This window comes from Methanospirillum sp. (assembly GCF_028679455.1).
GTDB lineage: Archaea > Halobacteriota > Methanomicrobia > Methanomicrobiales > Methanospirillaceae > Methanospirillum.
The window spans coordinates 1-13248 of the sequence record NZ_JAJRBM010000411.1 but is presented as its reverse complement, the minus strand read 5'-3'; the positions used below and the strand labels follow the sequence as shown (position 1 = coordinate 13248).

The following is a 13248-nucleotide window of genomic DNA, read 5'->3' as shown; positions in this document are numbered from 1 at the left end:
CTCTGCAATGAAGATATAATCCTTGTAATCCCGTTTTTCAACAAGTTTCTCAAGACCACGGTGCACATATCCGATCCTGGGAATCGCCTCAACTACCCGTTCATCCTCAAGAACCAGATCGAGGTGAATCGGTTCTGGAAGCACCGGATGTTGTGGTCCAAAGGGAACTACTATCTGTCTGCTCATCAGGTGTCCTCCTTTTTGGTTACGGTAGGTTTCCCGAACGGATGAGGGATTGAAGTCGTGATGAATGTGCCCTTAAAATCGAGGGCATTACCGGTAATCTGCAGACCATACAGATCAGCAATCTCATTCTCATAGGTAAATGCCGCAAAGTAAATCCCGGTGATACTGCCGATAGGCGTTGTTCCATCGGTCACCAGTTTGAGATCCACAAAGTGGAACGGACGGTCTGCATCAGACTCGAATGAGTAATACAGGTTGAACTCATCACCAACCCGGGCGCAGCCGATCTGCACAAGCCTTGCCCCGTTATCCTTCTGCTTCTGTACCTCAGATGCAAGGCTTTCGATGGTTACAGGACTCGTATCCTGCTCTTCCTTCCTCATGCTGCTGCCTCCGCACGTTCCATCTCTGTTCGTTTCTGTTCAAGAATTCCGATAGCCTTCACAATTCCGTCGATGATCTGTTCAGGCCTGACAGAACAACCCGGTATCCAGACATCAACCGGAATTACCTCGCCGACCCCTCCGGCGATATTATAGCATTCTCTGAACACGCCGCCGGTGCAGGCACAGACACCGACACCAACCACCACTTTCGGGTTTGGCATCTGGTCATAGAGGTTCTTGATAACCGACCGGTTCTGTTCGTTCACGCCGCCGGTGATGACCAGAATGTCGGCATGCTTGGGGTTTCCGGTATTGAGGATCCCGAACCGTTCCACATCATAGCGGGGAGTCAGACAGGCAAGGATCTCGATATCGCATCCATTACAACTGGAGGCATCGTAATGGAGGATCCAGGGTGATTTTGATAAATATGCCATATTATTTCTCCATCAGAGCATCGAGAGGATGATGATATTTCCTCCGCCAAGCACCAGGGTGATGACCCAGGCAGCACGAAGAGCCGGGAGCCATCTGACCCTTGATGTACTGTTGTCTGCCAGTATCTCAAGCAGGTACACGATCACAACTGCTACGAGTCCAAGCAGGAGATTTCCGGCAAAGAACAGATACATCAGCCCGAGCAGGATGACCAGTTCATACAGATGGGCGATCTCTACCATCCCAAGGGTTGAGCCTGAAAACTCAGTCATGACACCTTTGACCAGTTCCTGGTGTGCATGGTGTGAGGACGAGAGATCGAATGGTGACTTCCTGAGTTTGAAGGTCAGAATACAGACCATCGAGAGGAAGACTCCTGGCAAGAGTAAAATTGGAAGCCCTGCAAAGGAGAAGATATCAGATGCTGCAAAGCTTCCTGTCACCATATAGAATCCGACTGCGGTGATGATGATGACCGGCTCTACTGCCATGAGCTGGATGAGTTCTCTCCCGGCACCGACATGAGCATAGGGAGATCTGGTGCTGTATGCAGCCAGGATCAGGAATACTTCTGACAGGGTGAGGGCAAATATTGCAAGCAGCAGATCACCGCCACCAAAGAAGATCAGGCCGGTGACTACCATGAATGCCAGATGCAGAAATATCAGGACAACCGGTGCCTGCCAGACTCCTACCTTTTCCTTCTCAAAAAGTTTGGCAATATCAAGGAACGGCTGTAACACCGGCGGGCCAACCCGACCCTGCATTCGTGCGGTAATGATCCGGTCAACTCCGCTGATCAGTCCCCCGATCACCGGAGCAACGATGAGAAACGCGACTGCGGCAAGAATCGTGTTCATATGGCACCCCAGACAAGGATCACGAGAGCCACCATTGCGATAAGGACGATGGTGAATGCAGAACCGTACCGGGAAAGTCCTGCTTCAGGGAAGAGATCTTCAAAGTACAGATTTCCGAGTGACACCTCACGCTTCATGCCGAGACTTCCCTCCATGAGTCCATTCTCCACGGTTACACCTCCCATATATCGTTTGAGATTCCGTTTTGGGACAAATATCTTCATCAGCATCATCGGCAGAACAACGATGAGTGCCAGCATCAGAACCATGATCATCATGTTTGACTGGGAGATCAACGGAGAGATCGGCCCGTACATGCTTACTAATAATGGTTCCAGCAGGTAGGTTGAGATTGGTGCGATTCCAAAACAGGCGATGATGGTCAGAGCCGTGAGAATGATGAGCGCAACCCATTCGGCTTTTGAAATTGCGAACTCAATGGACTCCTCCCATTTTCTGACTTCCAGCAGTTTTCCCATCCACTTTGCCCAAAAGAAGACGGTAACGGCACTTCCGTATGCAAGAATGATGATCAGGATCATTCCGAATGGGGGAACTGCCTGAGAGAATGCATGAATTGATGCCCACTTGGAGATCAGCATACCAAACGGTGCCAGGAACATCCCTGCGATACCGATCAGCATCATAAGTCCTACCCGTGGCATCGGGCCGGCAAGACCAGTCATATCCTCGATATCCCTGCTTCCGATCCGGTGCTCAACCGTTCCCACAGATAGGAAGAGGAGTGACTTGGAGATAGCATGGAAGATTATCAGGAATATCGCTGCCCAGAGTGCTTCCGGAGTTCCTACCCCTGCGCAGGCCACGATGAGTCCGAGGTTTGCAATCGTTGAGTAGGCAAGCACTTTCTTTGCATTACTCTGTGATACGGCGATACAGGAAGCGACCAGGAATGTGACTCCACCGATGAGGGCAATGAGCATTCCAAGGATCTGCCCCTCAAAAACCGGGGCAAACCTGGCGATCACATACACTCCGGCCTTGACCATCGTGCTTGAGTGAAGGAGTGCTGATACCGGGGTCGGTGCAACCATTGCCCCTACCAGCCAGGATGAGAACGGTAGTTGGGCTGACTTGGCACACCCGGCTATCGCGATAAGACATGCAGGAATGAGGGCTACTGCCGGTCCTGCTGCAATCAGGCTTCCGAGCCCGAGGTTTTCCGGTCCTCCTGTCAGGATGATGAACAGGATAGCGAGCGGGAAACAGGCTCCTCCTATCAGGTTATATAACAGTGCTCTGAATGCATTGCTGATCGCTTCACTGGTCTCAGGGTACCGGATGAGAAGGAATGAACAGAGCGTGGTCACTTCCCAGAAGAAGTACATCCAGATGAGGTTATTTGAAAAGACCAGCCCGAACATTGCCGAGAGGAAGAGGAAGAGCACGGCAAAGAACCGGGGTCGTTGATCGAAAAGATCGGGGTGGTGTTTCTGGTATTCACGCATGTATCCAAGAGCGTAAATACAGATGAGTCCACCGATGACCCCGATGATTACGGCCATGATAGCAGAGAACTGATCAATAATCAGATCCGGTGTCTCTGCATGCCCCTGAAGGCCGGTCCACTCTGCTGCTCCGATAAGGATCAGTTGCAGGAGGACGAACCCGATGACCAGGTACTGTTTTGCTTTGAGACTCACAATCACAAGGTACCCGGCAATCAGGATCTCCAGGATCAGCATCAGGATTGCAATGCCTGATACCGGTACGGTGAAGAACGACTGATTCTGTCCGGTGGTGATTGCAAGGAGCAGGATTGACCCAAGAGCAGTCAATCCCGCACCAATTGTTACCACGATCCCCCTGATATTCTCACTCCACAGATAATAGAGCATTATCGCGGGGATGAGGGGGAAGAGGATCAGGAAAAGGAGCAGTTCCATGTACATCACTGACAAAAGATTGGTATCTATCATTATTAATCATTAGTAATTTGTTCTCTGAATCTCCGTCTCGTGCTCATAAACTGATCCGAAGGAATTATTGACCGCTTGAAGGGTGCTGATTTGATCAGGATCAGGATCCCTGAATATAACTATTCTGATATCGTGTCCTGACGCAGAGTTGGACATGGATTTTTTTAAGAGAGATAGGAATGATAATTCCTATGGACTCTTGTACGGATCAGAAGAATGGTGATTATTCCCTGCTCCTGGTCTCGATCTCCCTTGCCATCTTTATGGCATCACTTGATGGAACAATTGTCAACATCGCGTTGCCTTCGATATCTGAAGCTTTTTCGCTCTCATCAGCGGCGGTGAGTTGGGTATCCACGATATACCTGCTTGTCATGGCCGGTTGTGTGCTGATCTTTGGGAAGGTCTCTGATATTATCGGGTTCAAGCGGATCTTTCTTACCGGATTCATGATCTTCACCCTTGGTTCATTCACCTGTGGTGTGCTGCCTGATCTGACCGGATCATTTCTGACCCTCGTAGGTTCCCGGGCATTTCAGGGGATAGGGGGTGCCATGATAACTGCAGTCGCTCCGGCTATGATTGCTGCATATATTCCGATGGAGCAGAAAGGGAAGGCGATGGGATTTATCATGACCGCAGCTGCCCTTGGCACGGCAATAGGTCCTACAATTGGGGGAATCTTGACCGAGTACCTCTCCTGGCACTGGATCTTCTTCATTAATATTCCTGTAGGAATTCTTGCCGTAGTTCTGGGTCAGCGATGTATTCCGCATGTACCATCTTCAGCATCTCAGGAAAAGTTTGATCGCAGTGGTGCCTTCCTCATCTTTTCAGGCCTTGCCCTGCTTCTGTTTGGTATGTCTGAAGGTGATGCACTTGGGTGGACTTCTCCGGTCATCATCGGTTCACTGGCTCTGGCGCTGATTCTTCTGGGATTGTTTGTCCGTAACGAACTTCACTTCTCATTCCCCCTGCTGGAACTGCGACTCTTCAGGGATCGGAATTTTCTGATCCTCAATCTTATTATGATACTGCTCTATTTCGGGTTCTCAGGGATCAACTATCTCCTCCCGTTCTACCTGAAATATGTGGGTGAATACAGTACCTCGGAATCAGGCTTGATCCTAACTTCTCTCTCCTTTGCGATGATGGTGACCGGTCTTCTGGCTGGTTCATTATATAATAAGATAGGGGGGAGACGGATTGCAAATATCGGGACTTTTCTCCTGCTCATTGGGTATTATCTGATCCTGCATCTGCGGGTGAACACCTCCCTCTGGTATATCATCGTCTGTTTAGTGATGATCGGCTTTGGTCTGGGATTTATCGTCTCCCCAATCTCGAATATGACCATGACTTCGGTGGCAAAACGGTTCCAGGGGATGACGTCCTCTCTGACCAGTCTTGAGCGGTTTGCACCCATGACCATCGGGATTGCACTCTTTAATGTAATATTTATCAGAGGAATGATGGCAATTGCATCAGAATACGGGGTTACGAAAAATGCGCCGGTTGCCATCCAGCAGCAGGTACTGACCGCCGGGTTTGACCTGACCTTCGCAGTCACGTTCATCTTTGGTATCGTTATTTTCATTCTGACTTTCATGGCCCGTGACCAGGTTCATCCGGATTACCTGGAAGAATCTTCTCAATAACTTCTTTCCCTCTTTTTTATCATGCTCTGAACAGGGGCAACGGTTGGTATTTTATCCCGATTTATCCGGCACCCGGCTGTCTGAATGCGGTCCCTCATGAATCTCCAGATCATGGTTTCTTCATCCCTCGTTGCCACTCCTGACCTCTCCTGAACCTTTTCCTGGGATCGTGTTTCTTCTCCGGATTCCCCCGGACTCCTACAGTTCCGTGATAGATGGTTCATATTCCCATCCTTGCGTATATCATCATGCGATTTATTTCTCATGAAATTCTCCGGTGTGTAAGTTTCATGGGGCGGTTTTATGCCGCTGGAACGCCAAAATAATAAGCCGTGAAGGCGAGGCTAGATAGTGGGCACGTCATGCTGGGGCAGGACGGATTAACCCTGTATGAGCAGAGTGGTTTTGGCAGACCGCTGAAAGAGGGCGTCCGTCTCTCACCGGTTGAAGCCCTGTACCTGGTGTACCGTGGCCGGATTGAGGTACCCGGGTTTGATTTTGACTCGCTCCTTGTCCATTTTTCTGATGATGTTCATGTGCTCAGGTCATTCCTGGTATATCGTGACATCAGGGAACGTGGCTATGTGGTCCAGACCGGACCGCAGGACTTTAGGATTTTTCGCAGGGGAGAAAAACCAGGCAAAGGAGAGTCCCTCTATATGCTTCGGGTCCTCTCTGAACGTGACCTCATTGATTTTGCGGTGGTCAGAAAAGAAGTTCAGACCACTGCCAATATGCGAAAACGCCATGTCCTTGCGGTAGTTGACGATGAGTTTGAACTCACGTATTATGAGGTGAAGGTTCAGAAACCGGCACCGTTAGAGCCAACACAACAGCCTGAACCGGTCAACGGTCTACTCTCAAGCAGGTCGGTGATCATCCCGGCAGCACCTGAATCCGCGTACGATCAGGGTTTTTATGGGAAACGGTTTGACGATGAGCGGATCGTCCTCTCCACCATTGAGTCGATCTCTTTGATGGAACAGGGGCTCGTTACCGTGGAGCATCAGGGTCACGTTATTCCGGCACAGGAATACCGGGAGATGATTCGCGAGTTCGATACCGAGATGGAACCAAAATTACAAGTCTATCAGCACCTGCGGTCACTGAACTATATCCCCAAGACCGGGTACAAGTTCGGGCATCATTTCCGGGTATATCTGGGCAGAAAAGTACACTCTGAAATGTTGGTTCAGGCAATAGAGCCGGATACCACCCTGCCGATGAACAGTATCTCGCGATCAGTCAGAATGGCTCACAGTGTAAAAAAGAAGATGCTGTTTGGGTGCATACATGCTGAAGGCATCGCGTACGTAGAATTTGCACGAATCAAACTCTGAAACCTGAATCATTACAAATCGGATACCATGAACTCCACAATAAATCCATGGGCTTCTTCAGATCAATCTGTCGATATTGAGCGGCTCTACACCGAGTTTGGCATTGAACGGATGGAAACCGCTATCACGAATCTTCCTGACGTTCCGTATTTTATGAAGCGGGGGATCGTCTTCGGCCACCGGGATTACCAGAGGATTGCGAATGCAATTGCACAGCATGAACCCTTTCATATACTAACCGGGTTCATGCCCTCAGGCCATCCGCATCTGGGTCACCTAATGGTGATGAAAGAGGTGGTCTGGCACGTGCAACAGGGTGGAAATGGATATATCTGTATCGCAGACCGGGAGGCTCATGCGGTCAGAAACCTTTCTTGGGATCAGTGCCAGACCTATGGCAACGAGTACCTGGCCTGTCTGTTTGCTCTCGGTTATGAAGGAGAGACGTATCAGCAGAGTCAGAACCGGGTGGTTCAGGATCTTGCATTCGAGGCCTCAAGTAGAGCAAACTTTTCAGAGCTCAGTGCCATTTATGGATTCACCCCTGAGACCGACATCGGTCATGCGATGAGTGTCCTTACCCAGGTATCAGATATCCTCTATCCCCAGGTTGACGATGAACCTGCTCCGACCATTGTCCCGGTCGGACTTGATCAGGATCCTCATATCAGACTTACTCGGGGCATAGCCCATAAACTTCGTATGTTTACCATCGAGGACCGTGATACCCATATCAGTATCAGGTCCAAAGATGCACCTGTTGAAGCGATGGATGCCGTGCAAAAAGCGTTCAAAGGGTCAAAGCGGTATGAAGGGCATATTGATGTCACCGGCGTCTCCCATGAGATCGTTTCCAGGACGGTCCGGGCAATTGAACGTGCTCATGGTGGTTATGGATTTGTCACCCCGTCTGCAACCTTTCACCGGTTCATCCCTGGTCTCACCGGTGGCAAGATGTCATCCAGTGTTCCGGAGAGCATCATTGGCTTTTATGAGGATGACAAAGCGGTTACCAAGAAGATCATGGCTGCTCTTACTGGTGGCCGGATGACCCTGCAGGAGCAGAAAGAACTCGGTGGAGAGGCAGACAAGTGCCCGGTCTATCAACTTAACCTCTTCCATATGGTTGCCGACGATGCCGAACTAGCAGAGATTCACCGCAAATGTACCGCTGGTGAACTCATGTGTGGCCAGTGTAAGAAAGAAGCGGCATCCCGGGTGATTGCATTTCTTGCCGAGTTCAGAGAGAAGATGGCAGTTGCGTCTGATATGCTTGCCAGAAAATCCTGCTAATTACGGCACTCATTTTTTCGCGTGGATATGTGCAGTTTCTCCCTGGCTCTGACGCCAGATTGCCTGATAAAACGCACCTTATAATAAGTGATCACGGCAACAGATACTAGGATTAGTTATGAGCAGTATGGGGTCCTTTCCCTTATTCTTCTTCGGCTCATTTTTTTCGTTTAGGTAGGGGTCTGGTTTTTTCCGGGCCCCTGTAATAATCGATTACCAGTACCGTCAGGTTTTCAGGAGATCAATTCATGTATGATATGATAACACACCAATCACCGGCCATACCACCATACCCATGCCTGCTCTGGAGGGGAGTATGCAATTAGCACTGAATGAGAAGCGATTGCTTCTCGAACTAACCAAAATCAGAACTGCCAGTCCGGAAGAGCTGGCAATAGTTTTGGATCGTCCGGCAGAATCGGTCATCCAGTATGGCGGTCTGCTCTCCCAGAAAGGACTTGCCGAGGTTGACCGTGATGTTAGCATCCGGCTTGTTCTCACCAGCGAAGGTACTCTATACTGCACTGAAGGACTGCCTGAACGGCAACTCTATGATAGTTTTGGTGAATCATCCTCGATCGCAGAGCTGAATAACCATCCTCATGCAAGGATCGGTCTTGGGTGGATGAAACGCCTTGGCTGGGTCAAAATTGATGGTGGCTCGGTAATCAAGACCGGGAATGCGGCTCCTTCACCCATTGAAAAGGCCCTGGCCTCCCCTGATACAGTTTCGCCCGAGGTCAAAAAAGAACTTCTCAAGCGTGGTCTTGCTGCAGAGGAGGAGTCAGTCAGATACACGATCAGGATCACCGAAGCAGGACAAAAGTTTGCTGCATCAGGAATTGAACTCGTGGAAGAGACCGGAACGCTCACAAGCGATCAGATCAGTTCTGGTGCATGGAGAGATCTCACTCTCCGGCGTTATGATATATCTAAGAAACCACGTCCGGTCTGGCCAGGAAAGATCCACCCATATCAGCGACTCATCAACGAGATGCGGCGGATTCTTCTCGATATGGGCTTTACCGAACTCTATGGATCTGTTGTGCAGGGAGCGTTCTGGAACTTTGATGCTCTTTTCCAACCACAGGATCACCCGGCCCGTGAGATGCAGGATACCTTCCATCTCAAAGAACGTTCTGAGCTTCCTGCCGGATGGGAGAAGGTCAGGGATATTCATGAGCACGGGGGTGAGACCTCCTCATGTGGCTGGGGTGGCAGATGGGACCCCGAGAAAGCCAAGGCAACAGTCCTGCGGACCCATACCACTTCTCTTTCAATTCAGCATCTTGCAACTCACCCGAATCCACCTGAAAAGGCGTTCTGTATCGGCAGAGTGTACCGCAGGGAGACGATCGATCCCACTCATTTACCCGAATTTGAGCAACTTGAAGGGATCGTGATGGATGATGATGTTAGTTTCCGCCATCTCCTCGGATATCTCAAGGAGTTCTATGGCAGGATGGGATTCTCAAACGTCAGGTTCAGGCCTGCATACTTCCCGTACACCGAACCGAGTGTAGAACCTGAAGTCTGGATCGACGGACTTGGCTGGGTCGAACTCGGTGGTGCAGGAATTTTCAGAGAAGAGGTTACCGCTCCATGGGGGATTTCAAGTCCGGTTCTTGCCTGGGGTCTCGGAGTCTCCCGGGTAGCCATGCTCCGGATGGGTCTATCAGATCTCCGTGAACTCTACCAGAGTGATATCGACTGGGTTCGTCGTACACCGGTGATGAATGACCGAGGTGATTGTTGATGCCGGTTGTCTCACTCCCATACAAATATCTCGAACGGCTTACCGGTGCTGACCGCAAGACCATCATCGACCGATTGCCGATGATCGGCTGTGACATTGAACGTATCCTTGATGAACAGGTTGATGTTGAGTTCTTCCCTGACCGGGTTGATCTCTACTCAACCGAAGGGGTTGCCCGAGCCATGCGGGGTTTTCTCGGTCTTGAATCAGGCGAAGAGGAGTATCCTGTTGCTCCTGCGAAGATTCAGTTTACCGTTGATGAGAACCTGAAAGATATCCGTCCGTATCTCGGGTCCGCTGTCATTAGGAATATCTCACTCGATAATGAAGCGATCATCAGTCTCATGGGTGTTCAGGAAGCCCTCCATTGGGTGGTCGGCAGAGGCCGTTCCAAGGTGGCAATCGGTGTTCATGACCTTGACAAGGTCACTCCGCCATTCCGGTACTTCGGTGCCCCGCTGACCAGGAAGTTTGTTCCCCTCGATTTCACCGAGGAGATGACCCTTGCAGAGATCATGGAGAAACATCCCAAAGGTCGTGACTATGCTCACATCGTATCAGGCAAACCAGTGATGCCGCTGATCGAGGATGCAAAAGGAAATGTTCTCTCCTTCCCGCCGATCATCAACGGTGAACTGACCCGGGTGACCGAGAAGAGTAGAAATCTGCTTCTTGATGTAACCGGAACTGATGAGCGAGCGGTCATGACCGCGGTCAAAGTGATTACGACTGCCCTGATCTCTGCAGGTGGAACCTGTGAAGGCGTGTTCGTAAATGGGAAGCCATGTCCCGATCTCACTCCTTCAATTCGTGATGTAAGTGTTTCAGCCTGCAACAAACTGATCGGCTGCTCGCTTAACGCTGATGAGATGGCAGGGGTACTGAGAAGCATGCGGTATGGGACTGAACCCGCTGGACCTGGCGTGGTTCGTGTCAGGATTCCCTGTTATCGTGCAGATATTATGCATGACTGGGATATCTTTGAGGACGTCGCGATTGGGTATGGATTTGACAACCTTGAGACCATGTTGCCACGAGCACCTACTCTTGGTCGTGAACACCCCATTATGGCAAGGGCCGGCCTGATCAGGGAGATCTGTTGTGGTCTGGGATTCCAGGAGGTCATGCCGTTCACCCTCTCCTGCGACGATGTGATGTATACGAAGATGCAGCGGCCGCAGGATTCCCGGGTGCTCAGGGTGCTTCATCCAATCAGTGAGGACCAGACCCTGGTGCGGACCGATATTCTTCCCCTGCTTCTGGACCTTCTCCGTATCAACAAACGCCGCGAACTCCCTCAAAAGATCTTCCATATCGGTGATGTGGTCCGTTCTCTTGAAACCAGCCAGAAAATGGCACTCGCTTCGACCCATCCCGGCGCTGATTTCTCTGAGGCATATGCAGTGATTGATTCGGTCTGTTGTGAGATGGGTCTCTCGTATGATGTTGCCGAGAGTTCAGATCCTGCATTTATTGACGGACGACGTGCGGACATCGTGGTCAATGGAAAAGTGATTGGGGTATTTGGGGAGATACACCCGGCAGTGCTCAGTGCCTTTGATATTGATCAGCCGGTTTCTGCGATCGAGATAGATCTGAAGGCACTGGAATAATTCTCTCCCCTTATTCCGTGACTCTCATTTTCGAAATGTTCAACCCCTCGTCCGACTCACGGATTGGTATCAGCGAAGTCTTATGCAGAAACGATTACGCATCCTGGTTTCAGGCAGGGTTCAGGGAGTCGGTTATCGGGGATATGCACGACTGGTAGCCAACCGGTATGGGCTCTCAGGATATGCTTCCAATGAACCTGATGGCCGGGTCTGTATTTTGGTAGAGGGAGACGAAGCAGCGCTTGATCAGTTCATTGTTGATCTCCATGCACAAGAGGAACCGCTTATTGAGGTTCACTCGGTAGAAGTTACTGAACAACAGTATACCGGTGAGTTCACCATGTTTGAACCTCATTTTGGTGATTTCCAGAAGGAGATGTTTGTGCGTTCGGAACTGGCTCTTGAGTATATGCGTGAGATGATTAAACTGCAGAAACGATCCCTCAAGACCCAGACCGATATGATTGAAGCCCTCCGTGATATGAAAAAAGAGTCAAAAAAGCGTCGTGATGTGCTTGAACGAATGATTGAGGCGATTCACTCGCAGGGATAACATAACAGTATGACCACAGATGATGCGCCGGCAGGATTACATGTCGGAAAAAAAGTAGATATACGGGTTCTCGAAGCGATCGCCCGGAAGGGTGAAGTGAGTATTATTCTGTACTTTGAAGAGGATCTTGCAAAAACCTCGACATATGCAGCAGATCTCAAGGAACATGAAGCCTTTCCTGATCATGAACGACCATTCATTGAACTTGTTTCGTTCCTCTCATTCCAGCGTGAGATGAGTCCATGTTTTGATGATGCATTAAAATCGGTTCCACTCGTGATCACTATCACCTCAAGTTCTGAAGTGCATGAGGGGAGATCTGTCATCAAAGGTGTCCTTCCATTTCTGGATGAGATGGATTTTTCATAATATTTTTATAATGAATCACATATTGCGATATATCAGCAGGATCTTATCGGTTAGGTTTCTGTCATCGTACGTGATCTCCCATCCTGGTGGTCCCTGATTCCCGACGATAAAGGAACGAATATATCTGTACAACAACTACAGAAACAGTAATATGGCACCATCGAGAACACGTGGCATCGGTGATACCCATCAGCAGTTCCGTTCACTCCAGGTGATTGTAAATCATATCAAATCACAGGAGTTATTTCTTCAAATGCTGGATCGGGAGGATTCAATTCCTGATATGGCAAAGCGCCTAGCCCGTGAGGCAGTATCGGGGGAGTTGAGATCAAATAAACGGTTATTCCTTGATTTTCTGTATAATCTGATTGCGATGTCCGGTGAAAGTGATCGGATTCAGGATATTGAATTCAAGTATGTGATTATCGGGCAGGACCTGCTTGAGGTGGACCGCTGCCTGCTCTGGTACGATGATCTCGATCTCCCGGTTCCGTTTGAGATCGGAGAAAAATTTGGAAGAGCGGTTCTTGGGGATCAGTTTAGTGATGTAGTAAACACGATCACTGATTTTTATAAAACCGCTGAAGCCAGATTTGATCGGGAACTGGATGGCAATCTTGAACGCTGTTCACTTCTTGTTCTGCAGGAACACTATCCCCAGGATGCCTATCATATTACGGTCAGACTTCCTGCTATAATCCTTAATGATTTCCCGCTTTCTCTCTGAAGGGATCAGTCTTTCCTTTTTCCTCGCCAGGATATGAGATCCCTCGAAGTTCCCTGATCTTTTTCAGTGCTTCTATGGTGTAAAGTGATATTTTTCTGAGCCGGTGTGTCTCTTCAGTAGATGCCAGGT

The 13248-nt window shown here is 49.7% G+C and carries 12 protein-coding genes and 1 pseudogene; 8 read left to right on the top strand and 5 right to left on the bottom strand.

Annotation, left to right across the window (positions count from 1 at the left end; all coding sequences use genetic code 11):
* The 5 genes and pseudogenes from LUQ50_RS14070 to LUQ50_RS14050 all read right to left on the bottom strand — a co-directional run.
* Positions 1–186: pseudogene (locus LUQ50_RS14070) on the bottom strand (NADH-quinone oxidoreductase subunit D); the annotation flags it as partial.
* Complete coding sequence (locus LUQ50_RS14065) at positions 186–569, bottom strand: NADH-quinone oxidoreductase subunit C (RefSeq protein WP_300040751.1); 384 nt, start codon at positions 567–569, stop codon at positions 186–188. The pseudogene LUQ50_RS14070 and the gene LUQ50_RS14065, both read right to left, overlap by 1 nt.
* Positions 566–1009 carry an NADH-quinone oxidoreductase subunit B family protein gene (locus LUQ50_RS14060; RefSeq protein WP_300040749.1) on the bottom strand — a complete coding sequence of 148 codons (444 nt, stop codon included), beginning with the start codon at positions 1007–1009 and terminating at the stop codon, positions 566–568. The genes LUQ50_RS14065 and LUQ50_RS14060 overlap by 4 nt, the downstream gene beginning before the upstream one ends.
* Before the next feature lie 12 nt (positions 1010–1021).
* Positions 1022–1870, bottom strand: coding sequence for a complex I subunit 1 family protein (locus LUQ50_RS14055; RefSeq protein WP_300040747.1), 849 nt, complete (start codon positions 1868–1870; stop codon positions 1022–1024).
* Positions 1867–3777, bottom strand: a complete 1911-nt coding sequence (locus LUQ50_RS14050; protein ID WP_300040745.1) for a proton-conducting transporter membrane subunit — start codon at positions 3775–3777, stop codon at positions 1867–1869. Before LUQ50_RS14050 ends, LUQ50_RS14055 begins: the two co-directional genes overlap by 4 nt.
* Positions 3778–4001: 224 nt before the next feature.
* Between LUQ50_RS14050 and LUQ50_RS14045 the strand changes: the two genes are divergently transcribed.
* The 8 genes from LUQ50_RS14045 (at position 4002) to LUQ50_RS14010 (ending at position 13119) form a co-directional block, all read left to right on the top strand.
* The gene (locus LUQ50_RS14045) at positions 4002–5468 is read left to right on the top strand and encodes an MFS transporter (RefSeq protein WP_300040743.1); all 1467 of its coding nucleotides are present in this window, start codon (positions 4002–4004) and stop codon (positions 5466–5468) included.
* Positions 5469–5800: 332 nt separating this feature from the next.
* On the top strand, positions 5801–6808 hold the full coding sequence (gene endA / locus LUQ50_RS14040) for a tRNA-intron lyase (protein ID WP_300040741.1): 1008 nt from the start codon (positions 5801–5803) through the stop codon (positions 6806–6808).
* 27 nt (positions 6809–6835) lie between these two features.
* Positions 6836–8101 (top strand): tryptophan--tRNA ligase, encoded by a 1266-nt coding sequence (locus LUQ50_RS14035; RefSeq protein WP_300040739.1) that lies wholly within the window; start codon positions 6836–6838, stop codon positions 8099–8101.
* Positions 8102–8417: 316 nt separating this feature from the next.
* A complete protein-coding gene (locus tag LUQ50_RS14030) occupies positions 8418–9857 on the top strand; it encodes a phenylalanine--tRNA ligase subunit alpha (RefSeq protein WP_300040737.1) in 1440 nt (479 codons plus the stop codon).
* Positions 9857–11470, top strand: coding sequence for a phenylalanine--tRNA ligase subunit beta (pheT, locus tag LUQ50_RS14025; protein ID WP_300040735.1), 1614 nt, complete (start codon positions 9857–9859; stop codon positions 11468–11470). Before LUQ50_RS14030 ends, pheT begins: the two co-directional genes overlap by 1 nt.
* An 82-nt stretch (positions 11471–11552) precedes the next feature.
* A complete protein-coding gene (locus tag LUQ50_RS14020; RefSeq protein WP_300040733.1) occupies positions 11553–12023 on the top strand; it encodes an acylphosphatase in 471 nt (156 codons plus the stop codon).
* A 9-nt stretch (positions 12024–12032) separates the two neighbouring features.
* Positions 12033–12392 (top strand): hypothetical protein, encoded by a 360-nt coding sequence (locus tag LUQ50_RS14015; RefSeq protein ID WP_300040731.1) that lies wholly within the window; start codon positions 12033–12035, stop codon positions 12390–12392.
* A 151-nt stretch (positions 12393–12543) separates the two neighbouring features.
* Entirely contained in the window at positions 12544–13119 is a 576-nt protein-coding gene (locus tag LUQ50_RS14010; protein ID WP_300040729.1) for a hypothetical protein, read from the top strand.
* Positions 13120–13248 lie beyond the last annotated feature (129 nt).